The sequence below is a fragment of the Citrobacter sp. CK195 genome (assembly GCF_030333365.1).
Lineage (GTDB): Bacteria > Pseudomonadota > Gammaproteobacteria > Enterobacterales > Enterobacteriaceae > Citrobacter_B > Citrobacter_B koseri.
On record NZ_JAOWGB010000025.1, the window covers coordinates 562703 to 589404 of the forward strand.

At 54.7% G+C, this 26702-nt stretch carries 29 protein-coding genes; 8 read left to right on the top strand and 21 right to left on the bottom strand.

The window, feature by feature from the left end; translation table 11 throughout:
• Positions 1 to 195: 195 nt before the first annotated feature.
• From yqaB to luxS, 4 genes are all read left to right on the top strand, one after another.
• Positions 196 to 762: a fructose-1-phosphate/6-phosphogluconate phosphatase gene (yqaB, locus tag OGX93_RS16880; protein ID WP_012134803.1), complete on the top strand. Its 567-nt coding sequence runs from the start codon at positions 196 to 198 to the stop codon at positions 760 to 762.
• On the top strand, positions 759 to 1187 hold the full coding sequence (locus tag OGX93_RS16885; protein WP_286448819.1) for a YqaA family protein: 429 nt from the start codon (positions 759 to 761) through the stop codon (positions 1185 to 1187). The genes yqaB and OGX93_RS16885 overlap by 4 nt, the downstream gene beginning before the upstream one ends.
• A gap of 73 nt (positions 1188 to 1260) precedes the next feature.
• Positions 1261 to 2817, top strand: coding sequence for a glutamate--cysteine ligase (gene gshA, locus OGX93_RS16890; RefSeq protein WP_012134801.1), 1557 nt, complete (start codon positions 1261 to 1263; stop codon positions 2815 to 2817).
• A gap of 149 nt (positions 2818 to 2966) precedes the next feature.
• Positions 2967 to 3482 carry an S-ribosylhomocysteine lyase gene (gene luxS / locus OGX93_RS16895; RefSeq protein ID WP_012134800.1) on the top strand — a complete coding sequence of 172 codons (516 nt, stop codon included), beginning with the start codon at positions 2967 to 2969 and terminating at the stop codon, positions 3480 to 3482.
• Here luxS and OGX93_RS16900 read toward each other — a convergent pair.
• The 15 genes from OGX93_RS16900 to OGX93_RS16970 form a co-directional block, all read right to left on the bottom strand.
• A complete protein-coding gene (locus tag OGX93_RS16900; protein WP_286448821.1) occupies positions 3479 to 3847 on the bottom strand; it encodes a hypothetical protein in 369 nt (122 codons plus the stop codon). The two genes, luxS and OGX93_RS16900, sit on opposite strands and share 4 nt — an antisense overlap.
• Positions 3847 to 5385: a multidrug efflux MFS transporter permease subunit EmrB gene (gene emrB, locus OGX93_RS16905; RefSeq protein WP_012134799.1), complete on the bottom strand. Its 1539-nt coding sequence runs from the start codon at positions 5383 to 5385 to the stop codon at positions 3847 to 3849. The genes OGX93_RS16900 and emrB overlap by 1 nt, the downstream gene beginning before the upstream one ends.
• 16 nt (positions 5386 to 5401) lie before the next feature.
• A complete protein-coding gene (emrA, locus tag OGX93_RS16910) occupies positions 5402 to 6574 on the bottom strand; it encodes a multidrug efflux MFS transporter periplasmic adaptor subunit EmrA (protein ID WP_024130884.1) in 1173 nt (390 codons plus the stop codon).
• 128 nt (positions 6575 to 6702) lie between these two features.
• Positions 6703 to 7233 carry a transcriptional repressor MprA gene (gene mprA / locus OGX93_RS16915; RefSeq protein ID WP_012134797.1) on the bottom strand — a complete coding sequence of 177 codons (531 nt, stop codon included), beginning with the start codon at positions 7231 to 7233 and terminating at the stop codon, positions 6703 to 6705.
• A gap of 90 nt (positions 7234 to 7323) precedes the next feature.
• On the bottom strand, positions 7324 to 7659 hold the full coding sequence (gene ygaH / locus OGX93_RS16920) for an L-valine transporter subunit YgaH (protein WP_047461737.1): 336 nt from the start codon (positions 7657 to 7659) through the stop codon (positions 7324 to 7326).
• The gene (locus tag OGX93_RS16925; RefSeq protein ID WP_012134795.1) at positions 7649 to 8386 is read right to left on the bottom strand and encodes an AzlC family ABC transporter permease; all 738 of its coding nucleotides are present in this window, start codon (positions 8384 to 8386) and stop codon (positions 7649 to 7651) included. The genes ygaH and OGX93_RS16925 overlap by 11 nt, the downstream gene beginning before the upstream one ends.
• A 124-nt stretch (positions 8387 to 8510) precedes the next feature.
• Positions 8511 to 9695, bottom strand: a complete 1185-nt coding sequence (locus tag OGX93_RS16930) for an MFS transporter (protein WP_110493909.1) — start codon at positions 9693 to 9695, stop codon at positions 8511 to 8513.
• 191 nt (positions 9696 to 9886) lie between these two features.
• Positions 9887 to 10882 (bottom strand): glycine betaine/L-proline ABC transporter substrate-binding protein ProX, encoded by a 996-nt coding sequence (gene proX, locus OGX93_RS16935; RefSeq protein WP_012134793.1) that lies wholly within the window; start codon positions 10880 to 10882, stop codon positions 9887 to 9889.
• A gap of 189 nt (positions 10883 to 11071) precedes the next feature.
• The gene (gene proW / locus OGX93_RS16940; RefSeq protein ID WP_047461746.1) at positions 11072 to 12136 is read right to left on the bottom strand and encodes a glycine betaine/L-proline ABC transporter permease ProW; all 1065 of its coding nucleotides are present in this window, start codon (positions 12134 to 12136) and stop codon (positions 11072 to 11074) included.
• The gene (gene proV, locus OGX93_RS16945) at positions 12129 to 13331 is read right to left on the bottom strand and encodes a glycine betaine/L-proline ABC transporter ATP-binding protein ProV (protein WP_012134791.1); all 1203 of its coding nucleotides are present in this window, start codon (positions 13329 to 13331) and stop codon (positions 12129 to 12131) included. Before proV ends, proW begins: the two co-directional genes overlap by 8 nt.
• Positions 13332 to 13685: 354 nt before the next feature.
• Positions 13686 to 14645, bottom strand: coding sequence for a class 1b ribonucleoside-diphosphate reductase subunit beta (gene nrdF, locus OGX93_RS16950; RefSeq protein ID WP_012134789.1), 960 nt, complete (start codon positions 14643 to 14645; stop codon positions 13686 to 13688).
• 10 nt (positions 14646 to 14655) lie between these two features.
• On the bottom strand, positions 14656 to 16800 hold the full coding sequence (nrdE, locus tag OGX93_RS16955; protein ID WP_286448824.1) for a class 1b ribonucleoside-diphosphate reductase subunit alpha: 2145 nt from the start codon (positions 16798 to 16800) through the stop codon (positions 14656 to 14658).
• Complete coding sequence (gene nrdI / locus OGX93_RS16960) at positions 16773 to 17183, bottom strand: class Ib ribonucleoside-diphosphate reductase assembly flavoprotein NrdI (RefSeq protein ID WP_198448580.1); 411 nt, start codon at positions 17181 to 17183, stop codon at positions 16773 to 16775. The genes nrdE and nrdI overlap by 28 nt, the downstream gene beginning before the upstream one ends.
• Complete coding sequence (nrdH, locus tag OGX93_RS16965; protein WP_024130882.1) at positions 17180 to 17425, bottom strand: glutaredoxin-like protein NrdH; 246 nt, start codon at positions 17423 to 17425, stop codon at positions 17180 to 17182. Before nrdH ends, nrdI begins: the two co-directional genes overlap by 4 nt.
• 262 nt (positions 17426 to 17687) lie before the next feature.
• A complete protein-coding gene (locus OGX93_RS16970) occupies positions 17688 to 18119 on the bottom strand; it encodes a carboxymuconolactone decarboxylase family protein (protein WP_024130881.1) in 432 nt (143 codons plus the stop codon).
• Positions 18120 to 18222: 103 nt separating this feature from the next.
• Between OGX93_RS16970 and pdxR the strand changes: the two genes are divergently transcribed.
• Positions 18223 to 19575 (top strand): MocR-like pyridoxine biosynthesis transcription factor PdxR, encoded by a 1353-nt coding sequence (gene pdxR, locus OGX93_RS16975; protein ID WP_286448825.1) that lies wholly within the window; start codon positions 18223 to 18225, stop codon positions 19573 to 19575.
• A gap of 33 nt (positions 19576 to 19608) precedes the next feature.
• Here the strand turns inward: pdxR and OGX93_RS16980 are convergent, their stop codons facing one another.
• Positions 19609 to 19935 carry an ElaB/YgaM/YqjD family protein gene (locus tag OGX93_RS16980; RefSeq protein WP_024130880.1) on the bottom strand — a complete coding sequence of 109 codons (327 nt, stop codon included), beginning with the start codon at positions 19933 to 19935 and terminating at the stop codon, positions 19609 to 19611.
• A gap of 162 nt (positions 19936 to 20097) precedes the next feature.
• On the opposite strand from OGX93_RS16980, the gene OGX93_RS16985 reads away from it, so the two are divergent.
• Complete coding sequence (locus OGX93_RS16985; RefSeq protein WP_012134782.1) at positions 20098 to 20454, top strand: DUF2002 family protein; 357 nt, start codon at positions 20098 to 20100, stop codon at positions 20452 to 20454.
• Positions 20455 to 20493: 39 nt separating this feature from the next.
• Here OGX93_RS16985 and alaE read toward each other — a convergent pair whose 3' ends face one another.
• Positions 20494 to 20943 carry an L-alanine exporter AlaE gene (gene alaE, locus OGX93_RS16990; protein WP_024130879.1) on the bottom strand — a complete coding sequence of 150 codons (450 nt, stop codon included), beginning with the start codon at positions 20941 to 20943 and terminating at the stop codon, positions 20494 to 20496.
• 508 nt (positions 20944 to 21451) lie between these two features.
• Here alaE and stpA point away from each other — a divergent pair.
• Positions 21452 to 21853: a DNA-binding protein StpA gene (gene stpA, locus OGX93_RS16995; RefSeq protein WP_110494886.1), complete on the top strand. Its 402-nt coding sequence runs from the start codon at positions 21452 to 21454 to the stop codon at positions 21851 to 21853.
• A gap of 107 nt (positions 21854 to 21960) precedes the next feature.
• Here the strand turns inward: stpA and OGX93_RS17000 are convergent, their stop codons facing one another.
• Positions 21961 to 22488 (bottom strand): rhodanese family protein, encoded by a 528-nt coding sequence (locus OGX93_RS17000; protein ID WP_049011667.1) that lies wholly within the window; start codon positions 22486 to 22488, stop codon positions 21961 to 21963.
• Between the two features lie 190 nt (positions 22489 to 22678).
• Here OGX93_RS17000 and lysM point away from each other — a divergent pair, with 190 nt between their 5' ends.
• Positions 22679 to 23128 carry a peptidoglycan-binding protein LysM gene (gene lysM, locus OGX93_RS17005; protein WP_012134776.1) on the top strand — a complete coding sequence of 150 codons (450 nt, stop codon included), beginning with the start codon at positions 22679 to 22681 and terminating at the stop codon, positions 23126 to 23128.
• Positions 23129 to 23134: 6 nt separating this feature from the next.
• Here the strand turns inward: lysM and csiR are convergent, their stop codons facing one another.
• The 3 genes from csiR to gabT form a co-directional block, all read right to left on the bottom strand.
• Positions 23135 to 23827, bottom strand: coding sequence for a DNA-binding transcriptional regulator CsiR (csiR, locus tag OGX93_RS17010; RefSeq protein WP_012134775.1), 693 nt, complete (start codon positions 23825 to 23827; stop codon positions 23135 to 23137).
• Between the two features lie 56 nt (positions 23828 to 23883).
• A complete protein-coding gene (gene gabP, locus OGX93_RS17015; protein WP_024130878.1) occupies positions 23884 to 25284 on the bottom strand; it encodes a GABA permease in 1401 nt (466 codons plus the stop codon).
• Positions 25285 to 25413: 129 nt separating this feature from the next.
• Positions 25414 to 26697, bottom strand: coding sequence for a 4-aminobutyrate--2-oxoglutarate transaminase (gabT, locus tag OGX93_RS17020; protein WP_012134773.1), 1284 nt, complete (start codon positions 26695 to 26697; stop codon positions 25414 to 25416).
• Between the last annotated feature and the right edge of the window lie 5 nt (positions 26698 to 26702).

Here is a 26702-nt window from a genome sequence, read left to right on the forward strand (position 1 = left end):
GCACCAGGGAGGATAACGTTGCTTCAGCAACGGCCCGTAGGGCGAGGCGCAGCCGAGTAATCCTCCCGGATGCACCATCTTCTCCTGAATACCTCCATTACCTCTCTACCCTGAACAATCCTCATTTCTCTGTCAGCGACAAAATCAGTCAATTACGATAAAGTAACATCTGGTCATTTGGTTTGTGAGAACACGATGTACGAACGTTATGCGGGTTTGATTTTTGATATGGATGGCACCATCCTGGATACCGAGCCGACGCACCGTAAGGCGTGGGACGAGGTATTAGGGCGCTATGGCCTTCGCTTTGATCTGCAAGCGATGGTGGCGCTTAACGGTTCTCCAACCTGGCGTATCGCGCAGTCGATTATCGAACTGAATCACGCCGATCTTGACCCTCATGCGCTGGCGCAAGAAAAAACTGATGCAGTGAAAAGCATGTTGCTGGATAGCGTAGAGCCTCTGCCGCTGGTTGAGGTGGTCAAAGCCTGGTATGGCCGTCGACCTCTGTCGGTGGGAACAGGCAGCGAAAGCGCAATTGCCGAAGCGCTATTGACCCATCTGGGGCTGCGTCGTTATTTTGATGCGGTTGTCGCTGCGGATCATGTTCTGCACCACAAACCCGCGCCGGACACGTTCCTGCTGTGTGCGGAGCGTATGGGCGTTGTACCGACGCAATGCGTCGTGTTTGAGGATGCGGATTTCGGCTTGCAGGCAGCACGCGCGGCGGGAATGGATGCCGTGGACGTTCGACTATTGTGAGTGACGGGCTGTCGCTCCTGTCACTGTTTGCCAGCAGTTTTCTCAGCGCCACGCTGTTGCCCGGTAATTCCGAAGTTGTTTTAGTTGCCATGTTAGTCTACGGGGTAAGTCATCCCTGGGTCTTAGTCTTAACAGCAACAATGGGTAATAGCCTTGGAGGGTTAACTAACGTTATCCTTGGGCGTTTTTTTCCGTTGCGCAAAACATCGCGCTGGCAGGAAAAAGCCACTGGCTGGCTTAAGCGCTACGGTGCAGTCACACTATTATTAAGCTGGGCGCCGGTTATCGGTGATTTGTTGTGCCTGTTAGCGGGATGGATGCGCATCTCGTGGGGGCCAGTGCTCTTTTTTTTATGCCTTGGTAAAGCGTTGCGTTACGTTATCGTCGCAGCCGCTACGGTTCAGGGCATTATGTGGTGGCACTAATTGTGGGATAGACATTTACCGTCACCATTACAATTATGCTAATTAAAACGATTTTGACAGGCGGGAGGTCAATTTGATCCCGGACGTATCACAGGCTCTGACCTGGCTGGAAAGGCATCCTCAGGCACTAAAGGGGATTCAACGCGGGCTGGAGCGCGAAACGCTGCGTGTTAACGCTGATGGCACGCTGGCAACCACGGGTCATCCTGACGCGTTAGGCTCGGCGCTGACGCACAAATGGGTCACGACAGATTTTGCTGAAGCCCTGCTGGAGTTTATTACCCCGGTAGACGGCGATATTCAGCATATGCTCACATTGATGCGCGACCTGCATCGCTATACGGCCAGAAATTTGGGTGATGAGCGGATGTGGCCGCTGAGTATGCCTTGCTATATTGCTGAAGGGCAGGATATTGAGCTGGCGCAGTACGGTACGTCAAATATTGGTCGTTTGAAAACGCTTTACCGGGAAGGGTTGAAAAACCGTTACGGCGCGTTGATGCAAACCATCTCCGGCGTACACTACAATTTTTCGCTGCCGATGGCATTCTGGCAGGCGAAGTGTGGCGTCGTGGACGGGGAAGATGCGAAAGAGAAAATTTCCGCAGGCTATTTCCGCCTGATCCGTAACTATTACCGTTTTGGGTGGGTCATTCCGTATCTGTTTGGCGCCTCTCCGGCTATTTGTTCCTCATTCTTGCAGGGCAAACCCACCACGCTGCCGTTTGAAAAAACGGACTGCGGTATGTACTACCTGCCGTATGCAACGTCGCTGCGTTTGAGCGACCTGGGTTATACCAATAAGTCGCAAAGCAATCTTGGAATTACGTTTAACGATCTGCATGAATATGTGGCAGGATTGAAGCGCGCGATCAAAACGCCGTCCACGGAGTATGCGGAGATCGGTCTGGAGAAGGACGGTAAACGCCTGCAAATCAACAGCAACGTGCTACAGATTGAGAACGAGCTGTATGCGCCGATCCGCCCTAAACGCGTGACGCGTAGCGGAGAAACGCCGTCAGATGCGCTTCTGCGCGGCGGGATTGAATATATCGAAGTGCGTTCGCTGGATATTAACCCGTTCTCGCCTATTGGCGTGGACGAGCAGCAGGTGCGTTTCCTGGATCTGTTTATGGTCTGGTGCGTACTGGCCGATGCGCCGGAAATGAGCAGCGACGAGCTGCTGTGCACGCGCACGAACTGGAATCGGGTGATTCTGGAAGGGCGTAAACCGGGGCTGACGTTAGGGATTGGCTGTGAAACCGCGCAGTTCCCGCTGCCGAAAGTGGGTAAAGATCTGTTCCGCGACCTGAAACGTGTGGCGCAAACGCTGGACAGCATCCACGGGGGAGAGGATTATCAGAAGGTATGTGATGAACTGGTTGCCTGTTTCGACAACCCGGAGCTGACGTTCTCAGCGCGTATTCTGCGCTCGATGATTGATACCGGGATTGGCGGCACTGGCAAAGCGCTGGGCGAGGCTTATCGCAATCTGCTGCGCGAAGAACCGCTGGAAATTTTGCGTGAAGAGGACTTCATTGCTGAGCGTGAGGCGTCAACGCGTCGTCAGCTTGAGGTTGAAGCGGCGGATACCGAACCGTTTGATGCGTGGCTGGAAAAGCACGCCTGACAGAAAAGAAAAAGGCCACTCGTGAGTGGCCAAAATTTCATCTCTGAAAACAGGGATGATGATAACAAATGCGCGTCTTTCACATACTCAGACTCGCCCCGGAACGAAGAGTTCAGTTTATTTTAAAAAATATTATCGGAGGTGGCTAAATGCCGTTGTTAGATAGCTTCACAGTCGATCATACCCGGATGGAAGCACCAGCAGTCCGGGTCGCGAAAACGATGAACACCCCGCATGGCGATACCATTACCGTGTTTGACCTGCGTTTCTGCATCCCGAATAAAGAAGTGATGCCTGAGAAGGGTATCCATACGCTGGAGCACCTGTTCGCTGGCTTTATGCGTAATCATCTGAACGGCAACGGCGTTGAGATTATCGATATCTCCCCGATGGGCTGCCGTACCGGTTTCTACATGAGCCTGATCGGTACGCCTGACGAGCAACGTGTGGCGGACGCCTGGAAAGCCGCGATGGCTGACGTGCTGAAAGTGAAGGAGCAGAATCAGATCCCGGAACTGAACGTTTATCAGTGCGGTACGTATCAGATGCACTCTCTGAGCGAAGCGCAGGATATTGCACGTCATATTCTGGAACACGACGTTCGCATCAACAGCAACGAAGAGCTGGCCCTGCCGAAAGATAAATTGCAGGAACTGCATATCTAGTCGAATGCAATACCCGGTGGCGCGATGCTTACCGGGCCTACAATGTGCGTGTTCTGTAGGCCGGATAAGGCGCCGCCGCCATCCGGCGTTATGCCCGGTGGCGCGATGCTTACCGGGCCTACAATGTGCGCGTTCTGTAGGCCGGATAAGGCGCCGCCGCCATCCGGCGTTATGCCCGGTGGCGCGATGCTTACCGGGCCTACAACGTGCGTGCTCTGTAGGCCGGATAAGGCGCAGCCGCCATCCGGCATTATGCCCGGTGGCGCGATGCTTACCGGGCCTACAACGTGTGTTCTGTAGGCCGGATAAGGCGCAGCCGCCATCCGGCAAAAAAAAGCCAGTTCATCATGAACTGGCTTTTTCATTAATGCGCGCCTCCGCCGCCGCCGCCCGCGCCGAAAGGTGGTTTGGCGAACCAGACCAGCCCAAGCAGCACGAGGAAGATCCCGGCCGACATCCAGAAGATCTCATTGGCGGAAATAATCAGCCCCTGATTGGTAATCTGCTGGGCGATCCAGCCTGACGCCTGCTGCTGCGTCATCCCCAGCCCCTGTAGCTGATCGTACATCGCCTGGGCATTGGGGTTGTACGGATTCACCGACTCGGTCAATTGCGAATGGTGCATCGCTTCACGGTTGGTCCACATGGTGGTGGTGATTGATGTACCAATTGACCCCGCCAGCGTTCGCGTAAAGTTAGACAGGCTCGACGCCGCCGCCAGACGCTCAGGCGGCAAGCCGGAGAGCGTGATGGTGGTGAGCGGCATAAAGAAGCAGGCTACGGCGAAGCCCTGAATAAACTGCGGCCAGGCCGATGCGCCGAAATCCATACCCGGCTCAAACGTCCATGCACGCCAGTAAAAGCAGACGGCATACATGATAAAGCTGAACGTGACCAGCCTGCGCATATCCAGCTTGTGGGCGAAACGTCCGATAATCGGCGACAGGATCACCGGGATTACCCCGACCGGTGCTGAGGCCAGGCCGGCCCACGTCGCGGTATAGCCGTATACCTCCTGCAACAGCTGCGGTAACAACACAATCGCGCCGAAATAGAGCATATAGGCGAGACTGATACACAAACAGCCAATCGTAAAGTTACGCGACTTGAACAAGGAGAGGTCAACGATTGGGTTATCGTCGGTCAGCTCCCAGACAATCAGGAAACTGATGGCAATGACGGCGACCACGGTCAGGATGATAATCTCTTGCGAGGCGAACCAGTCCAGCTCTTTCCCGCGGTCAAGCATGATCTGTAGACTGCCGATACCAATCACCAGCAGCGCCAGGCCGATAGCGTCGATACGTCGCTGCTCGGTGCGGGTCTCGCGACCGCGCAGGGTTTGCAGCGTCATCAGCACGACCGCAACCCCAATCGGCACGTTGATGAAGAAAATCCAGCCCCAGTGATAGTTATCGCTGATGTAGCCGCCCAGTATCGGGCCGCAGATCGGCGCGACAATCACCGTCATCGACCATAGCGCCAGCGCGATAGAACGTTTTGCGGGAGGATAGTTATTCAGCAACAGGCTCTGTGAGAGCGGGATTAACGGCCCTGCGACGACACCCTGAACCACGCGGAAGAAGATCAGCATGTTCAGACTGTTGGAGACCCCGCACGCCCATGACGCAATGGCAAAGGCGACGGTTGACCACATGAACAGCTTCACTTCCCCGACGCGTTTCGCCAGCCAGCCGGTAATCGGGATGGAGATCGCGTTCGCCACCCCGAATGAGGTGATAACCCATGTCCCCTGGCTCAACGATGAGCCAAGGTTCCCGGCGATGGTGGGGATCGCCACGTTAGCAATGGTGGAGTCCAGCACCTGCATGAATGTCGCCAGCGACAGCGCAATCGTCATAATGACCAGCTGCGCGCCTTCCAGCGGTTTTTGCTGTTGCATTACACGCACCTCAGGATTATCCCGCGTTGGCCTGCACAATCTCTTCGATCAGCTTATTGACCGGAGCGAGATTAATTTCTCGTGCGTTACTCTCAGAAACCGGGGTACTACGAACCTGGCTTGCCAGCACCTGTCCGTCGCGGTTCGACGTATCCACGGTGACGAGGGTTGATAAGCCGATACGCAGCGGATGCTGCGCCAGTTGCTGCGCATCCAGTTCAATACGTACAGGCAAGCGCTGCACGACCTTGATCCAGTTGCCGGTAGCGTTTTGCGCCGGAAGCAGGGAGAAGGCGCTGCCTGTCCCCATATCCAGGCCGACAACCTTACCGGTGTATTTCACGTCATCGCCGTAAATATCGCTGATGACCGTTGCCGGTTGGCCGATACGCATATGGGCGAGCTGCGTCTCTTTGAAGTTCGCGTCCACCCACAGGTTGGTGGCAGGCACGACCGCCATCAGCGGCGTGGTCGGGCTAATCTGCGCGCCAGGCTGTACGGCGCGGCGGGAGACGTAGCCGGTCATCGGGCTGACGATTTTGGTACGTTCCAGCGCCAGCCAGGCGTTGCGCACTTCCGTGGCCGCCTGTTGCACGGCAGGCTGATCTTCCAGCTTGCTGCCGAGGATCATCGCCTGGTTTGCGTTATATTGCTGAATTGCCACATCCAGCTGCGCCTGCGCGCTGGCGACGGCATCACGCGCGTGTTGCAGCTCTTCGCGACCGATCAGGTTCGCATTGCCCAGCGGCACGCGACGATTAAAGTCGCTTTGTGCCTGCGCCAGTGCGGTTTTCTGCACTTCAATGCTGGCCTGGAGCTGCTTGCTATTGATCATCAACTGGTGCGTCTGGCGAACGCTGGAGGCCAGCGCCGTTTTCGCTTTTTCGAATGCCTGTCTGGCATCCGTCTGGTCGAGCGTGACCAGCACGTCGCCCTGTTTTACAAAGTCAGTGTTATCAGCCCAGACTTTCGTCACGCTGCCTGATACCTGCGCCATGATTTGAACCTGGTTCCCTGCCACGTACGCATCATCCGTTTCTTCGATATGACGCAGTACTAAAAACCAATAAATCCCATATGCCACGGCAATTGCGATAAAGAGCAAGGTTAAAAGGATTAGCGCGCTTTTACGTTTGCCATTCTTCTTAACCGGTTGCTGCGGGGTTTGAGTCTCCGCATTTGCGCTCATGTTGTTCTCCACGATCTTATTTTTCATATCGGCTGGGCCGACGTTTTTGTCAGAAAGGCCAGCAGTATGACGTGCTGGCCTGTCAGTTTTTTCTTTTATAAATCTGGATGATTGAGCGTGTCGACGCGTTAGCGTAGCGCCTCAAGAACGGCGCCATCCTGATCCATCTGATCGAGACGCGTCAGGAGCTTACGAGTGATGTGCTCAAGTTGATCTTTTTCGGCGGTGCTGAGAGAGGACCATAGCTGGTGCAGGCAGTGATGCTGAGGCGGTAACACCTCGCGCAAAAACGCGTGACCTTTCTCAGTCAGTTGCAGATGCAGGCAGCGACGGTCGTTATCGCTTTCACGACGTTCGATCCAGCCGCGTTTCTCTAACTCATCTGCGATACGTGTTGCGTTGGTACGGGACGAGCCCAGCGCGCAACTCAGTTCAGATGGCTGAATACTGTGGTTTTCCTGAGACTCCAGCGTAATCAACGCCATAAACAACGTCTCGTTAATCCCTTGAGCTTTCAGCATCTTATTGCGGTTTTCCAGCAGTTTGCCTTGCATATGCATGCAAAGGCGGGTCAGAAGGATCTCCTGGTAAGGAAACTCTTCGTGGCGGCTGGCGCGAAATTTTAGCATTTGTTCAATGGGCGTAAACGAACTATCCATTTGGGCATGACCTCATTAATTTCAGCCGATATAGTAACGACAGTGACAAATAAAGTAAATGTATTATTAATTTAAAATGATTCTTTTGGGTTATAAAATGACCCCTATCTTCCAGGCGAGTCCATAGCCCAGAGCGCTCAGTAGCGTTGGGATGATGATGCTGCGCGTCTTGTAGAAACTGACGCCCAGGACGGCAAACCCGACCAGCGTCGGAATGAACCGGCTGGCGTCGTGCATCACTTCGGGAGCCGTAGACACCACCAGCAGGGCGCAGATGGACGCGATGCCAATGGTGTCGAGCAACACGCCCGTTGCCCCGCGCCTGGCGGGACGGGTGTTTCCCATTCGCAGACGAAGCGGTAAATAACGAAAACAATAATTGGCGCAGCCAACCAGCAGCCCCAGCAGCAAAACCTCATAACTCATCGGGCGCTCCTTGCCAGAACGACTGGATCAAGGCGGTCAGACACCCGCTGGCGATACCCGCCAGGATAGCCGCAGGAATGGAAAACAGCGTGACGCCTGCCAGCGCGCCGATTAACGCCGCCGTGACGCACAGCGTTTGTTTGCGTTGAAAAGAGGCGAGCAAAAAGCTCATAAACAGGGCTGGCAGCATAAAACCTAATGCCGCCTCAACGGCGGGGAAGCCTTTCAGCAATCCGCTCCCGGAAAATGCGCCAATGACCGTGCCGAGCACCCAGGAAGCCCAGGAGCAGAACGCGATGCCGATCATCCAGTTTTCACTCCAGCGGCGGTTATCCCGTACCAGTTTGGCCGTGGCGGCAGCAAACACTTCATCGGTGAGGCCAAATGCCCACAGGGCGGTTTTAGGTTTACTGAGCCGTTGGCTGATGCGACTACGCAGGGAAGGGCCGTACAGCACATGGCGTACGTCCATCGCCATCACGGTCAGCGCGGCGACCCATAATGTGCTGCCCGCCGCGAGCATGGTGGTGATGACGAACTGGCTGGCGCCTGCGTAAATAATGCAGGAGAAAAAAACGCTTTCGAGGGGAGTAAAGCCCAGACGGGTGGCGTTAAGGCCAAACGCAAACGCCACCGGAATATAACTTATGACTATCGGTAAACTGTCTTTGAATCCTTCCGTTAATGTTGCCGGACGGGGCTCAGACTGGGGTGCAGGGCTTTCCATAAGATTATCTGATTCGTCACCGATGTTAAAATAACCAGCATAAATGAATCATATAACCTTAACAGAGTGGGGGACGCCTTAACACCCTGGGGAGCTCAATCAAAGGTAAACGCTTGCCATCTGCTTAATTTGCGGCTTCTTGTCGGTGAAAACCTCGCCACCAGACCAGTAGATTGAGCGCGGCGACGGTGGTACCGGCCAGACAAACGCCGGCCCAGCCGGCATGCTGCCAGGCCGATGCCGAAATCAACGAACCGGCGGCGCCGCCGATAAAGTAGCTGGTCATATACCCGGCGGTGAGCCGGTTACGCGCATCCGGGTGGACGCGGTAAATCACCGTCTGATTGGTGATGTGTACGCCCTGCACGGTGAGATCCAGCACCAGGATGCCAATAATCAGCGCCAGCACCGAGCTGTGTCCGTACCAGATAGCCAGCCAGGAGAGCAACAGCAACAGCAGGCCGAAAGTCGTGGTGAGATGAGACTTCCCTTTATCGGCAAAACCGCCCGCCGGACGTGCGCCCAGCGCGCCAGCGGCTCCCGCCAGACCAAACAGCCCAATCATCCCTTCGGAATAGTTAAACGGCGGCGCGGCCAGTAAAAAGGCCATCGATGTCCAGAGAATGCTGAAGTTGGCGAACGTCAGGCAGCCTAACAACGCGCGGGTACGCAGGAGGCCGTCGTGGATAAACAGGCTGAACACGGAACCCAATAGCTGCGGATAGTTAAGATGCGTTTCTGATTTCACCTTTGGTAAACCGCGCCACAGCGCGATGGCCATCAGCGCCATCAGCACAGAAGCGACCCAGAAGACGGTGCGCCAGCCGCCAAGATTCGCCAGCAATCCGGCAACGGTACGTGCCAGTAAAATCCCCAGCAGCAGGCCGCTCATGATGGTACCGACCACTTTGCCGCGCTTATCCGGCGTGGCGAGCGTCGCCGCCAGCGGCACCAGGATTTGCGCCACGACGGAGAACAGCCCGGTGAGCGCCGTGCCGAGAATCATCATACCGAGCGACTGGCTGCTGGCGGTAATCAGCATGCCGCCTGCGGCCAGCAGCGTCATGGAGACGATGAGCGTCCGGCGCTCGAACATATCGCCCAGCGGCACCAGAAAGAGCAATCCGGCGGCATAGCCCAACTGAGCGGCGGTAACGATAAAGCCCGCCGAGCTGGCGGAAAGCGAGAAATTGTTTGCGATAGTATCGAGCAGCGGCTGGGCGTAATAGTTACTGGCGACGGCCAGACCGGTTGCCACGGACATTAAAACAATCAGCGCCGGGCTAAGCCCGTGAGTGGATTTGGTCATTATTTTGAGTCAGATATGATTTCCTGGGGTATCAATCATAGCGGATGTTTATGAATGTGAGTGGTTTGTTGAGTGATGGATTGTGCGGTTGGGGGAGGGCGTATAGGCCGGATAAGGCGCATCGCGCCACCATCCGGCATTGGTGTGGTTACTGCGCCTGATGGCGCGCAGCTTTAAGGCCGACGAGTGGGTTATTTCTGCGCGGCCAGCGCTTCTTTTACCCAGCCGTCAAACTGCTGCTGGTGGGCTTTGATCCAGCCGTCAACGTGACCCTGAACATCGGCCTCGGACGATTTGCCTTCATGCATCATCGCGTTCTGCGCGTTGATATCCGCCAGCGGTACCTTCATGATGGCGAACAGCTTCGCCGCCGCCGGGTTTTTCTCTGCCCAGGCTTTGTTGGCGACAATGTGCATGGTGTTCACCGGGAAGCCATAGTTCGCGCCGTTCGGCAGTTTAGTATCAATGTCTTTCTGCTCGCCCGGCAGGGAAGAGAACGGCACCTGCAACCAGACAACATCTTTACCCGGCTTCATCACGTCGCTCACCCAGTACGGCGTCCAGGTGTAGTACAGAATCGGCTTGCCTTCTTTGAAGCGGGTGATGGTGTCGGCCATCATCGCGGCATAGTTACCGTGGCTGACGTCGACGGTTTTTTCCAGATCGAACGCTTTGTTCTGGTGGTTAATCACCGCTTCACAACCCCAGCCTGGCGAACAACCCATCATGTCAGCTTTGCCGTCGCCGTTGGTGTCAAAGATTTTGGCGATTTTCGGGTCTTTCAACTGGGCGAGGTTAGTGATCTTGTACTGCTCAGCGGTTTTCTTGTCGATCAGATAACCCTGCGCGGCGCCCGTCACGAATACCCCCTCGCGATAGAACTTTTTGTCTCCGCCCGCAGCGGCGTACATATCATCATGCAGCGGCTGCCAGTTCACGGCGGTAAAAGTTGCATCGCCAGAGGCAATGGAGGTGTAACCGACGTTGTAATCAACTTCGCTTGGCTTATTAACGGTATAACCCAGTTTCTCCAGCGCGCGGCTGACCAGCAGCGTCTGGAAGGTTTCTTCGGTGATGGTGCTCTGCACCGGCTGTACGGTAACGCCTTTGCCCGGCAGGTCGGCAGCGAATGCGCTGGTAGAGACAAGGGTGGCAAACGCTGTGGCAAATAGAATGTTATGTCGCATCGTTGTTCCTTATTACACTTCATCTTTCAAGCTGCCTCTTTGTTGGCTGCACTCATGCACCCCGGTCACGTACTGCGTGTACGCTCCTGGGGACACATTCGTTTGCCGCCGCGATGCAACTTGAACGATTCTGTGTAAGCTAATGAATTGTAGACCCGGTAAGCAATGCGCCACCGGGCAACGGGTGAATTACTTAACGAAAGGGCGAGTGATAAGCCCAACGGGACCGGTGGTATACCAGCGGCGGTTGCCACGGCTGCGCGAGTCGCGACCAACGGCCTGGGTCAGGCGGTCCAGAATGATAGCGAGGATCACAATACCGACCCCGCCGACGGTTGCCAGCCCCATGTCGAGGCGGCCAATACCACGCAGCACCATCTGACCAAGCCCGCCGACGGCAATCATAGAGGCGATCACTACCATGGAGAGGGCAAGCATGAGCGTCTGGTTAACACCCGCCATAATGGTGGGCATGGCCAGCGGTAGCTGTACTTTGAACAGCATCTGACGCGGACTGGCGCCAAATGAGCGCGAGGCTTCGATCAAATCCGCCGGAACCTGGTTAATCCCCAGAATGGTCAGACGCACAATCGGCGGCAGGGCAAAGATAATGGTCACTACCACCCCCGGCACGTTACCGATACCGAACAGCATCACGATCGGCACCAGATAGACGAACGCAGGCGTTGTTTGCATCGCATCCAGCAGCGGGCGGACAATCTTCGCCGCACGCGGACTGCGCGCCAGCCATATCCCCAGCGGCAAACCGATGACCACGCAGAACAGCAGGGCGGTCAGCACCAGCGCCAGGGTAATCATCGCCTGTGACCAGGCGCCAATCGCGCCGATGGCAATCAGGGACACCAGCGTGGCGGCCCCCATCCCCAGGCCGGAGATCTGCCAGGCGATCAGTGCGAAAATGATAATCGCCACCGGAGCTGGCATACCCAGCAACAGCTGCTGGAAGCCATTGAGAATGTAATCCACCGGCACACGGATGCCCTGGAAAACGGGGCGGAAATGCGTAACGACCCAGTCGATCCCTTCAGTGACCCAGCTGTCCAGCGGGATCAGCGTCTTATGGAACGGGTCCATAATATTAAAATGTTCTGGCGCAGGCGCGGGCGCGCTGGTCAGCCAGTCTGCGCCGCCGCCATCGGCAGGCGCGCCCGAAGGCGTTCCCCAGGCGTCGGCGGATTGCGCGGCGCTATCCGCCGCTGGCGCGGTATCCCACGGATTAGTTTGTTCAGCCATTGTTTGCCCCCTCGCGATCTAAAGCCTGTAGCAGCATGCGTTTTGAAATAATACCGACATACTGTTGTTCCTCGTCGACAACCGGCACCGCACAAGGCGCCTGGCCAACATGAGAGAGCAACTCGCTAAGAGGTGTTTGCGCATCCACCGCCAGTGACTCGTCAATAAGTGCTGCTTCAATACCTTGCGCCTGGCTTAATGCCGCTTTTAATGAGTCGATGGAAACAATGCCGACAAACTTATTACCGCGTTCAATCACATAACCAAATTCACGGTCTTCATCCTGCAATAATTTCAGTGCGGAACGCGGACCAAAACCTGGCGTTTTACGAATTAATCCCACCGGGCTGCGGCGGGCAATATCTTTGGCGCTGAACACCTGGCTAATATCGACCCCACGGAAGAAGGTGCGGACATAATCATTCGCCGGGTTATTCAGAATTTCATCTGGCGTTCCCACCTGAACGACTTCGCCGTTTTGCATAATGGCAATACGATCGCCAATACGCATCGCTTCATCGAGATCGTGGGAAATAAAAACGACGGTACGCTGATGTTTTGCCTGTAGTTTTACCAGCTCATCCTGCATCTCGGTACGAATTAAGGGATCGAGCGCCGAGAAGGCCTCATCCATTAACAGAATGTCAGGGTTGATCGCTAATGCGCGGGCCAGACCGACACGCTGACGCATACCGCCGGAGAGTTCATCCGGGTAGCCGTGCGCATAATTCTCCAGCCCCACCTGGCGTAAGGCATCCAGCGCTTTTTCACGGCGCTCTTCAGCGGCAACGCCGGCTAATTCCATGCCGAATGCCGTATTATCCAGTACAGTCATGTGCGGCATTAATGCAAATGACTGGAAAACCATCGCAATTTTCTTTCTGCGCACCTCGCGAAGTTCGGCGTCAGATATTTTTGCAATATCAACGCCGTCGATCAGCACTTGCCCGCGGGTGGGTTCAATCAGGCGATTGAGAAGGCGTACCATTGTGGATTTACCCGAACCGGATAATCCCATGATGACAAAAATCTCGCCTTCTTCAATGGCCAGACTGGCGTCTTTAACGCCAAGCGATAGCCCTGTTTTATCCAGAATTTGCTCTTTCGAAAGTCCTTTTTCAATATATTTGAAAGCTCGCTGCGGATGCTCACCAAATATCTTATAGAGATTCTTAACTTCTAATTTAATTGCCATGCAATAGAAAGATTCCTGTTATTTATTATGTCGATACGATACCTGATAGAAATAGTCACCTTTTTCTACCCTAACATACTGAGAATCTGAGACAACCCTGAATTTCCCTCAGACACAAATATTGCCAGAGGCCATTTGCCGGGATTTCCCATGATATAAGGGCTGAGCGGGAGTGGGGGGAGAGCGATATTTTTTGTAACGACCACCGAAAACGCGCCTGAATTGCTGAAATTCAGGCGAATAATGTGGCAGATATTGAGTGTAGATCACACAGAAATAATTGTGTGATAAAAACGTGATCCCGTTAAAATATTATCGCGGAAGTGTGATCGATATTTACCGCGATAATCGCCGTCAAAAATTCCAGTCTTCGTCTTCGGTTTCGATGGCTTTTCCCATCACATAGGAGGAGCCTGAACCGGAGAAGAAATCATGGTTTTCATCCGCATTCGGTGAAAGCGCAGCAAGTATGGCAGGATTGACCTCCGCCATTTCTGCGGGGAATAACGCTTCGTAGCCCAGGTTCATCAACGCTTTATTGGCGTTGTAACAGAGAAAGGCGTTAACGTCTGCCACCCAACCGGTTTCGGCATACAGTTCTTCCGTATAGCGAGACTCGTTGTCATAAAGTTCCATCAGCAAATCAAGGGCGAAATGCTTCAATTCGTCGCGTTCGGATTCCGACAGTTTCTCCAGCCCTTTTTGGTATTTATAGCCGATGTAATACCCATGTACCGCTTCGTCACGAATAATCAGACGAATCAGGTCGGCGGTGTTGGTCAGCTTGCCCCGGCTGGAAAAATACATTGGCAGCCAGAAGCCGGAATAGAACAGGAAAGATTCCAGGAATACGCTGGCGATTTTCTTTTTCAGCGGATTGTCGGCGGTGTAATGTTGCAGGATAATCTGCGCCTTGCGTTGCAGCGGCGCATTTTCCTCACTCCAGGCATAGGCCGCGTCTACGTCTTTCGTCTGGCAAAGCGTAGAGAAAATCGAGCTGTACGAGCGGGCATGTACCGCTTCCATAAAGCTGATGTTTGACAGCACCGCCTCTTCATGCGGCGTCAGCGCGTCCTGCATCAACGCGGGGGCCCCGGCGATATTCTGAATGGTGTCGAGCAGCGTTAATCCGGTAAACACGCGGATGGTAAGCTGCTGCTCGGCGGCGCTCAGCGTCTGCCAGGCGGGGATATCATTGGAAAGCGGCACCTTTTCCGGCAGCCAGAAGTTGCTGGTCAGGCGGTTCCACACTTCCAGGTCTTTATCATCCTGAATCTTGTTCCAGTTGATGGCGCTCACGCGTGATAGTTTCATCCTGCTCTCCTTATAGCGCGCATGATACGCAGCCTTCTATTTCAGTACCTTCCAGCGCCAGCTGACGCAGACGGATGTAATACAGCGTTTTGATCCCTTTTCGCCACGCGTAAATCTGGGCTTTGTTGATATCGCGGGTTGTCGCGGTATCCGGGAAGAACAGCGTCAGCGACAGTCCCTGATCAACGTGGCGTGTGGCTTCGGCATAGGTATCAATGATTTTTTCCGGGCCGATTTCATAGGCGTCCTGGTACATGTCCAGGTTCTCATTGGTCATAAACGGGGCCGGGTAGTAAACGCGCCCGGTTTTTCCTTCTTTGCGGATCTCTATCTTCGACACGATCGGGTGAATGCTTGACGTCGCGTGGTTGATATAGGAAATGGAACCGGTCGGCGGCACCGCCTGTAAATTCTGGTTATAGATGCCGTAGCGCATCACCTCATCCCGCAGCCGCGCCCACATTTCGCGGCCCGGAAGCGTAATGCCGCTACGGGCAAAGAGCGCACGAACCGTGTCGGTTTTCGGCTGCCAGTCGCCCTGCAAATATTGTTCGAAATACTCGCCGCTGGCATAGCGCGATTGTTTGAATCCGGCGAAGGTTTTACCGCGTTCACGCGCCATCATCATTGAGGTATTCAGCGCGTGCCAGGTCACGGTGTAGAAATAGAGGTTGGTGAAATCCAGCGCCTCCGGGCTGCCGTAGGCAATGCCTTCTCGCGCCAGATAACCATGCAGATTCATCTGCCCCAGGCCAATCGCGTGTGACGCGGCGTTTCCGGCTTCAATTGACGGTACACTGCGGATATGGCTCATATCCGATACCGCCGTCAGGCCGCGAATCGCCGTTTCCACCGTGCGGCCAAAATTCGGGGAGTCCATCGTATGGGCGATGTTCAGCGAACCGAGGTTGCAGGAGATATCATGCCCGGTCTGCGCGTAATCCAGATTTTCATCATAGGTGGAGGCGCTGTTGACCTGCAAAATCTCCGAGCACAGGTTGCTCATGTTGATGCGACCGGCAATCGGATTCGCGCGGTTTACCGTATCCTCGTACATGATGTAGGGATAGCCTGACTCAAACTGGATTTCCGCGAGCCGCTGGAAAAATTCGCGCGCATTGATGTACTGCTTGCGTACGCGTTCGTCGGCGAGCAGTTCATCGTACCGTTCGCTAATGGCGATATCTCCGAACGGTTTGCCGTAAATGCGTTCGACATCGTAAGGCGAGAACAGCGCCATCTGCGCGTTTTCTTTCGCCAGACGGAACGTTACGTCCGGGATCACCACGCCCAGCGACAGCGTTTTAATGCGGATTTTTTCATCGGCGTTTTCGCGTTTCGTGTCGAGAAAACGCAGGATATCCGGGTGGTGCGCATGCAGATACACGGCGCCCGCCCCCTGACGCGCCCCTAACTGATTGGCGTAAGAAAAGGCGTCTTCCAGCATCTTCATTACCGGGATTACGCCCGAAGACTGGTTCTCAATACGCTTGATCGGCGCGCCCGCTTCACGAAGATTCGAGAGCAAAAACGCCACGCCGCCGCCGCGTTTGGAAAGCTGTAGCGCCGAGTTAACCGCCCGACCAATGGACTCCATATTGTCTTCAATGCGTAACAGGAAGCAGGAGACCAGCTCGCCGCGCTGTTGTTTGCCGCAGTTTAATAAGGTCGGCGTGGCCGGCTGAAAGCGCCCGGAGAGGATTTCATCGGTAAGCTGCATCGCCAGCGCTTCATTGCCCTGCGCCAGCGTCAGCGCCACCATTGTCACCCGGTCTTCAAAGTCTTCAAGGTAGCGTTTGCCGTCGAACGTTTTCAGCGTATAGCTGGTGTAATATTTCCACGCGCCAAGGAACGTCTGGAAGCGAAAACCGCTGGCGTGGGCGTGAGCAAACAGCTTCACCACGAAAGCGCGATCGTAGCGGGTTAAAACGCTTTCGTCGTAATAGCCTTCGCGAAGCAGATACTCCAGGCGCTCGTCCTGGCTGGCAAAGGAGACGGAATTGGGGCGGACATGGGTGGCAAAGAACACCTCTACCGCCTGCCGATCCTTGTCGAACTGAATATGGCCTGCTTTATCGTACAGATTCAGCATGGCATTCAGCGCGTGATAATCCATCGTTTCTTGCTTCACACGTTCTGCGGTTGTCGTTGCCAAAATTCGCTCACTCCTTTTCGGACGTTGTCGATGTCGCTTTGCGTTCCCATCAGTTCAAAGCGGTACAGCCAGGGGACGCCGCATTTTTGTGAAATGACCTCGCCAGCGCGACCGTAAGCCTCGCCAAAGTTACGGTTGCCGGAGGCGATCACGCCGCGAATTAACGCCCGGTTATGTTCATCATTTAAAAAGCGGATCACCTGTCGTGGAACCGCGCCTGCCGTACCGCCGCCGCCGTAAGAGGGGACGACCAGAATGTAAGGTTCGTCTACCCTGATTCGCTCGCGTTCATTAAGCGGAATGCGAATAGCGGGCAGCCCCAGACGCAGCATAAAGCGGTGCGTATTTTCGGAGCTGCTGGAAAAGTAGACGAGTTGGCTCATGCGCTGGCCACGCGCGCATCAGGATGCAGACGGTTGATCATATCCGGGCGGAAGCCTGACCAACTGGTATCGCCCGCGATGACCACCGGCAGCTGGCGAAAACCTTTTTCCCGCAGGGTATCTGCCGCGTCGGGAACCAGATCGACGTTCACCATCTCAAAGTCAAATCCACGGCTTTCCATCGCCCGTTTGGTGGCGTGGCACTGAACACAGTCGTTACGAGTGTAAATAGTAATGCGCATGATTCGTATTTCCATTTAAAATGAGAGAACGGCGCGATGATATGCGTCGGGTTGTGTGTGTCTTGATAGAGAGAATACTAGATGTAGATGAATAAAGTTTCAACCACACAAGATATGGGAAATATCGATTAATTTGCTTCTGCTGATTAGCTCAGCGGGAATGGGGGGGTATGGTTAAACGTCGCCCGATGGCGCTTACGCTAATCGGGCCTACGGTGTAGGCCGGATAAGGCGTTTACGCCGCCATCCGGCAATAGCGGGTTTACATCCGCATCCCAACGGCCAGACGGTTGAAGCAGTTCATCAGACTGATAGCAAAAGTCAGATCGCTGATTTCACGGGCGCTGAAACTTTCGAGTAGCGGCAGATACGCGTCATCTTCGGCATGCGTTCTTGCGATATCCGTGACGGATTCCGCCCAGGCCAGCGCCGCACGCTCCTGTTCGCTGAAGTGATGGCTTACCCGCCACCCGGCCAGCGCATCCAGTTTGCTTTGCGCCACGCCGGATTTACGCAGGGCTTTGCTGTGCATCTCCAGACAAAATGCGCAACCGTTGATCTGTGAGATACGCAGATAAATCAGTTCCATCAGCGTGGTGTCCAGCGCGCTGTTTTCCAACGCTTTTTTAGCCTGGCCCAGCGCACTATAGACTTCAGGGCTAAGTTCATAATAGGGCTGACGTAATGTCGTCATCATACTTCTCCTCGTTTAGACGTCAGCAATGTAGCACTATAATGGACTGCTAAAGAGAGCCATATTTTTATGAAAAAAGCAGACCATAAAGGATCGTTCACCTGTGCCACGCTACCAGCAAATCGCCCGTCAGTTAAAAAACGCCATTGAGCATGGCGAACTCAAGGCCGGGGCGCGTTTGCCGTCCAGCCGGACATGGTCGCAAGAGTTAGGCGTTTCACGCTCGACGGTCGAAAACGCGTACGGCGAGCTGGTGGCGCAAGGCTGGCTGGAGCGGCGCGGGCAGGCCGGTACGTTTGTCAGCGGGCATGTACGTCCAGAAAAAACGGTCGCTACGCCTGCCGTTTTCGCCGGAGAAAGCCAGACGCCCGATCCATTTCAAATGGGATTACCTGCGCTGGATCTTTTCCCGCGTGAGATTTGGGCGCGGGTGATGGGGCGTCGCCTGCGTACGCAGACCCGTTTTGATCTCGCGTTGGGCGATGTCTGCGGCGAAGCGGTTTTGCGCGAAGCCATTGTCGATTATCTGCGGGTGTCGCGCAGTATTGAATGCCTGCCGGAACAGGTGGTTATCACTTCCGGCTATGCGTCCTCAATGACCCTTATCCTGCGCGCACTGGCGAAACCTGGAGAAGGCATGTGGGTTGAAGATCCCGGGTTTCCCCTTATTCGCCCGGTGATTGCCCAGGAAAATATCGGGCTGATGCCGGTTCCGGTCGATGATCATGGACTGAATGTGGCGGCAGGCATTCACGATTACCCGCAGGCGCGTTTTGTGTTGTTAACGCCGGCCCACCAAAGCCCGCTCGGCGTGGCGCTCTCTTTAACCCGTCGCCGCCAGTTACTTGAATGGGCGGCGAGCGCGCAGGCATGGATTATCGAAGACGATTATGACAGTGAATTTCGTTACCACGGCAAGCCGCTTCCGCCGCTGAAAAGCCTCGATGCGCCGCAGCGGGTGATCTATGCCGGAACGTTCAGCAAGTCGCTGTTTCCGGCGCTGCGTACCGCATGGCTGGTGGTTCCGCTTAATCAGGTGGCGCGTTTTCGTCAACTGGCGGGGCTGATGGCCTGTAGCGTGCCGGTGTTGTGGCAGCAGACGCTGGCGGATTTTATCCGCGATGGTCATTTCTGGCGGCATTTGAAAAAGATGCGCCAGCATTACGCCAGGCGACGGCTTTGGATGGAAGAGGCGCTGCGTGAGCAGGGATTCGCCGTTGTCCCGCAGGAAGGCGGCATTCAGCTGGTGGTTGCGGTGGATGCTGATGACCGGTTGCTGACGGCGAAAGCCAATCAGGCCGGACTGGCGGTGCAGGCATTGAGCCGCTGGCGGCTTAAGTCAGAAGGAAGGGGAGGACTGCTGCTGTCGTTTACCAACATCACTTCAGCGGAAATGGCAAAACAGGTCGCACGTCAGCTTCGGGAAGCCATAACCGACACGCCGTCGGCCGGATAAGACGCTCTGCGTCGCATCCGGCAAGATTCCCCGTTAACGGCGTAAACTTAACAGCGCCCCGACAACGATGCCGACAGCGGCGGCTGTCCCCATGCTGCACCAGGGTTTTTCTCGCACAAAGGTATCCGCGCATCCTACGGCATCACGCGCCGCTTGTTCTACTCGCGTGCGGCCATGCATACGGGCACGGGTTTCTTTCAGCAATGCCTGCGCTTTGCGCCGCGCGGTTTCCGCTTCATCTTTGGCATCGCTTCCCCATGATTTCAGCACGTCTTCAAGGGTATCGGCTAATTGACTGACATCGTTCTGAATATCCTGAACATTTTCATCGGCGTCTTTTCGGCTCGGTCGGTTAAACATATGATCCTCCATTGATTTCGATGTGAACTTCAGTGTAGTCCATATTTTTTATCTTCTGAGGCGCGTCACGGTATATTCGCGAGTTTATGGATTTTTCTGAAAGCGTTGCTAATGCTGGATCGGGTAAGGTAAGCCCGCAGTAAAGGATAACGAGGATAAAATATGTATTTACGACCCGATGAGGTGGCGCGCGTACTTGAAAAAGTGGGTTTTACCGTAGATGTGGTAACACAGAAAGCATACGGTTATCGACGTGGCGAAAATTATGTGTACGTTAATCGTGAAGCGCGTATGGGGCGTACCGCATTAGTGATTCATCCGACGCTAAAAGAACGCAGTTCTTCGCTGGCAGAACCCGCTTCGGAAATTAAAACCTGCGATCATTATCATCAGTTCCCGCTTTATTTAGGCGGAGAAATTCACGAACATTACGGCATACCGCACGGCTTTAGTTCACGGATTGCGCTTGAGCGCTATTTGCATGGACTGTTTGGCGAAGCAAAACCAAATTCAAACTAATGAAGCGACTGGCCTTGCCAGTCGCGAAGAAAGCGGGTCTCAGGCTTTGGCCTGGTGGTAGCTGCTGACTTTGAACAGGCGGCGGCAATAATCAAGGAAGTAGCCGTAAACCGCGCCCATCAGCATGGATATCACGATATTCGAACTGACTGCCGCTGTAATCTGGTGCCAGTCTGCGCCGACCGTCAACAAAATCGCGACATAAACCGGAGACTGGAAGGTGACGTAAGCCAGTACATCCGCCAGATTCTTCACCCAACTCGCCGGGCTCGCCTTACGCGCGACGCGCATAATCGCATCACGATACATTCCATAGGGCCACGCGATCAGAATATTGACCGGAATGGCGACCAGACGGGAAGACAGCGACTGTTCAAAGGTCATTCCAGAGAGGAATATCTCGATCAACATGTTCACGACAGAACAATAAACAACCATCGCGAACGTGTCTGCGACTGCATGACGCAAGCGTGACTGCGGTGAGAACATGTTAATGCTCCTTGTAAAAGAGTAAAAATCGCCATTGAACGTGTGGTTGTAGTGATTTAGCGTAGTGCTTTCGCTAATGCATAGCGTATATCTCTACATAATAACTAGCAACTAGTGTAAAATTTTTATTTATTGTCTTTTTGTCGATAAAATACTCTGCCAGTGTCTGTTTTTTGTTCGTTTCGGGATTTTCGTTGTCCGCCGTGACTAATGTTTTCCAAATCAATGGCTTAACTTTTATTGTTTTTTTCGGCGTTTTGCGCAAGCGAGGCGGGAGCGAAAGGGCATCGACGGCTGCTGTTGTGTACGCCGGGGAGAGGCCGCTTTTTTAATTTCGCAGGCGTGCGTTATTCAGGCTGAATATATAACGGCGAAGGTGAATAAATATAAGCGGCGGTGTGCAGGCCGGATATTGCTGTATATCCCACTCTCTGGAAATATAATCAATAATCGAATATACTTTCTGGCGTAATACTTGTTTTCCCCTGCGTTAAAAGGTTTTATTGTTATGACTTTGATGTTACAGAATTTAAATAATATCCGTACACTGCGCGCAATGGCCCGCGAATTCTCCATTGACGTTCTTGAAGAAATGCTCGAAAAATTCAGGGTTGTCACTAAAGAAAGACGCGAAGAAGAAGAAGAGCAACAGCGTCTGCGCGCTGAACAGCAAGAAAAGATTAATACCTTTCTGGAGATGATGAAAGCCGACGGCATCAAGCCAGAAGACTTATTAAATATGGGGGCGGCAACGCCGCGTTCAGGTAAAAAACGTCAGCCGCGCCCGGCGAAATATCGTTTTACCGATTTTGATGGTGAGACGAAAACATGGACTGGTCAGGGGCGTACGCCTAAGCCGATTGCCCAGGCGCTGGCGGTGGGGAAATCTCTGGATGATTTTCTGATCTAATTTCGCGGTATTTTGCCGGATGAGACGGTGCTTATCCGGCTGATATCAACCTGGTCAGTACAAACCACCCGGCCCGCCGGTGACTGCGGCGATTCTGGCGCTACCGCTTAATGTGTTCGCCGGTTCCAGGGCATCTTTTCGAGCAGTCGCGCCATGCCGCAGAAACCCGTGAATCCCGCCAGCATTAACCCGGCGCCAACAAAGCCGCTGATCAGGAAGAAACCGCTACTGACGGTGTAACCCAGCGCAACGCCCAGTAGAACCAGCCCTCCGGCGGCAATTTGCACCTGACGCATCAGCGGCAGCGGCTGAGACTTATCTTCCGCCACGGGCAGGCCCGCAGCTTTCCAGCCTTCGATTCCCCCCTCCAGCAGCCAGACTTCTGCGGGGGCGGCGACTGCCTGGAGCGTTGCGGCATTGCCGCTGGTACGCCTGCCTGACTGACAGTGAAAGATGACGCGTTCAGCCCGTAACGCCGCCGGAAAAGCGCCGTGCTCAAGCGTGGAGAGCGGCGCCAGCTGCGCGTCGGGAATATGTTCGCGCAGGTATTCATCGGCGTCACGGATATCAATCAGCGTTGCCCCTTGTGCTATCAGCGCCTGTGCTTCGCGCGGGGAAATCGTCCCGGTTGTCATGGTTTCTCCTGGTGGACAATACGGTGTATTTAGCAGCGTAAATCAGCTTCCTGGCAGCGTAAAGGGTGTAAATGAGGAATGTCTTGTTCGCCTTACAGTTTGCGCCAGCAATATGTCATGCCGTTTCCCTGTTAAGCCGCTTCCCTCTGCTACACTCTCTGGGTGTCTATTGTGTACAACCGAGGTAAATATGGGTCTCTTCAATTTTGTGAAAGATGCGGGCGAAAAGCTCTGGGATGCCGTAACCGGAAATCATGATAAAGATGATCTGGCGAAAAAGGTGCAGGAACACTTAAACAAAACCGGTATTCCTGATGCCGATAAAGTCAATGTGCAGGTGACGGACGGTAAAGCGACGGTAACGGGCGACGGTTTAAGTCAGGAAGCGAAAGAAAAAATCCTCATTGCGATCGGGAATATTTCCGGGATCGGCAGTGTGGAAGATCAGGTTAAAACGTCAGCGCCTGCGGCGGAGAGTCAATTTTATACGGTGAAATCAGGCGACACGTTGAGCGCTATTTCAAAACAGGTTTACGGTAATGCCAATCTGTACAACAAAATCTTTGAAGCGAATAAACCGATGCTGAAAAGCCCGGATAAAATATATCCCGGGCAGGTTTTACGTATCCCGGAAGAGTAACCGGACTCAGCTCTGTTCCTGCTGAAGTTTACCGGCCATCGCCTGTTGAATAATCGGAATTGGCGTCAGTAAATGCTGGCGCATTAATTCGCTGGCGCGTGCGGCATCGCGCGCCAGAATAGCCTCCATAAGCGCCCGATGCTGAATATGTTTATCTTCGAGCATTTCAACGGACAGAACCGTTTTGCGCAGCCAGATAAAACGGTAGCGTGCCGCCAGATCGAAAAGTCGCTCGCGCATTTGCAGCAGATAATGTGAGCCGCAACCGGCAACAATGGCCGTATGAAATGCCTGATGGCGCTGATCCCACTCGTCCAGCATACGTTCGCTGGCATCGCTCGATTCCAGTTTGTTGAGCATATGCGCCCTGGCGAGAATATCGGCTTCCCACTCATCGCCGCCACGCGCAATAGCCAGTTGCACCAGCATGGCTTCCATATTGGCGCGGGCATCGAAAATATCGAGCAGTTCCTGCTCCGACATCGACGCCACACGATAGCCTTTCTGGTTCACCACCGTGACCAGCCGTTCCGCCACCAGTTGAGAAAGCGCTTCCCGCAACGGCCCCACGCCTAACTCATAGCGTGATGTTAACAGACTCATGCGCAGCTTCTCATCGGGCTGATAAACGCCGCGAATAATATCGTTTTTGAGCCATCGGTATCCATCTATGGCCGTCGGTTGGGCAGAGGCGGTCATGGTACAACTCCTGAATAGCATTGGGCTGATATCCCGGCGCGCGCCGGGACACAGGTCTAACGCGTATTTTGCAACGGCGTTTTTTGCCACAATACCAGTTTTTTCCAGCGGGACATAATCGGCACGGTACAAATGATCCCCAGTCCTAACAGCCCGGTAGAAATCACCTCCAGCTGTTGCGCCGGTCGGAATAGCATCACCACCAGCACAAAGCAGATAAAAGCGATAACCAGCCAGGTCAGCCACGGATAGAGCCACATTTTCAGCTTAATTTCGCTCCCTTCCGCCAGCAGGATTTTCCGCATTCTGAGCTGGGAAACCGCAATCACCAGGTAGACGAGCAGGGCGATCGCGCCGGAGCTGTCGATCAGGAATTTAAACACTTTCGCCGGGGCGTAATAATTTACCACCACCGTGAGAAATGCCGCCCCTGTGGATAACAGCACCGCCACATACGGCGTCCTGCTGCGGTTGAGTTTGCCCATAACGGCGGGCGCATCGCCACGACGGCTGAGGGAGTAGAGCATTCTCGACGCCGTATACAGCGCGGAATTCAGGCAACTGGTGACTGACAATAAAATCACGCAGTCCATGATCGCTTTGGCATAAGGAATATTCAGCAATTCCAGTACCGAACGGTAGGAACCAACGTCTTTGAGTCCCGGCATGTTCCACGGGATGAGCGCGACCACCACGAAAATAGAGCACAGGTAGAAGATTGAAATACGCCAGATCACCGAGTTGGTGGCGCGCACGATATGCTTATCCGGCGTGTCGGACTCGGCGGCGGCAATCGTGACAATCTCTGCGCCCATAAACGAGAACATGGTGATCAGCATCGCGCTCAGTACCGCGCCGAAGCCATTGGGCATAAAGCCGCCGTGATCCCACAGGCGTGAAACGCCGCTCACGTCTGCGTAGGGATAAAAGCCGCTAATTGCCGCCGCGCCCAGCGCGATAAACGCCAGAATGGCAATCACTTTGCACAGCGCCAGCCAGAATTCGAACTCGCCGTAATTTTTGACGCTCAGCAAATTACTGCCGGTTAATGCGATGGTGATCGCCAGAGAGAACAGCCAGATGGGGACGCCCGGTATCCATGAATGCAGGATGATGGCGGCAATATTGGCCTCCAGCGGGATAACCAGCACCCAGAACCACCAGTACAGCCAGCCGATGGTGTAGCCCGCCCAGGGGCCGATGGCTTTATCCGCATAAGTTGAGAAAGAGCCGGTATCCGGCGTGGCGACGGCCATTTCGGCCAGCATTCGCATAATCATAACGACCAGCAACCCGGCAAACAGGTAAGCCAGCAGTACCGCAGGCCCGGCTTGCGCAATCGCGACGCTGGAACCGACAAACAGACTGGCGCCAATGACGCCGGCGATAGACAGCATGGTGACGTGGCGGGATTTCAGTCCGCCACCTAAAGCATGTGATTCTGACAATTGCCCCATCTTCTTACCCCGTTATTGTTATTGAAGCTGTTGGCTGCTCTTGATGCGTAGGCCCGGTAAGCGGAGCGCCACCGGGCATCAAAACATTGTCGGATGGCAGCGCAAGCGCCTTATCCGGCCTACAACGACCTAACCTTGCTTCGCCTCATCAAAACACTGGGCGATGATGTCCAGCCCTTGCTGAATTTGCGCTTCTTCGATAGTCAGCGGCACCAGAATGCGCAGCACGTTGTAGTACGGCCCGCAGGAGAGCAGGATCAGCCCTTTATCACGGGCGCGGGCGACGATGTCGGCGGTCAGCTTCGCGTCCGGTTTGCTGCGATCGCCGTTTTCAAACAGCTCAATGGCGATCATCGCTCCCGGGCCGCGCACGTCGCCAATCTCGCGGTGCGTTTCAGCAATATTCAGCAGCCCTTTACGCAGGGTTTGCCCCAGGTCTTTGGCTTTTTGCAGCAGGTTTTCCTGCTCGAAAATGTTCAGTACCGCCAGCGCGGCGGCGCAGGCGAGAGGATTACCGGCGTAGGTGCCGCCCAGACCGCCCGGCGGGATGGCGTCCATCACATCGGCGCGACCGGTTACTCCCGCCAGCGGAAAGCCGCCGGCAATCGATTTGGCGAAGGTGGTGAGGTCCGGGGCGACGCCCGTCTGCTCCATCGCGAAAAGCGTACCGGTACGCCCCGCGCCGCTTTGCACTTCATCGGCAATGAGCATGATCCCGTGTTCGTCGCAGAGTGCGCGCAGACGCTGCATAAAAGCGGGCGAGGCCGCATAAAAACCGCCTTCTCCCTGTACCGGTTCAATGATGATGGCGGCAATATCTTCCGGCGCGGCATCGTTTTTAAAGATGCGCTGGATGCTGGCAATCGCGTCATCATCACTGATGCCGTGCAGGGCGCAAGGGTAGAGCGCGCGGTAAACGTGGCCTGGCATCAGCCCCATTCCGGCAGAGTAGGGATTGACTTTTCCGGTCAGCGACAGGGTGTAGTGGGTACGGCCATGATAAGCGCCGCTAAAAGCGATGGCGCCGCTACGCTTTGTCGCCGCACGGGCGATTTTCACCGCGTTTTCCACCGCTTCGGAACCGGTAGTCACCAGCAGGGTTTTCTTCGCGAAATCGCCTGGCACCTTCTGGTTCATGAGTTCGCACAGCTCCAGATACGGCTCGTAGGCGAGCACCTGAAAACAGGTATGCGACAGCTTTTTCAGTTGTGCTTCGACCGCCGAGACGATCTCCGGGTGCAGGTGCCCGGTATTCAACACCGCAATACCGCCTGCAAAATCGAGATACTCGCGGCCTTCCACATCCCAGACCCGGCAGTTTTCCGCGCGATCGGCAAAAATAGGGTGGATCTGTCCTACGCCGCGAGGAACGGCGTTACTGCGGCGATGCATTAATTCTTTATTGCTGCTCATCAGGT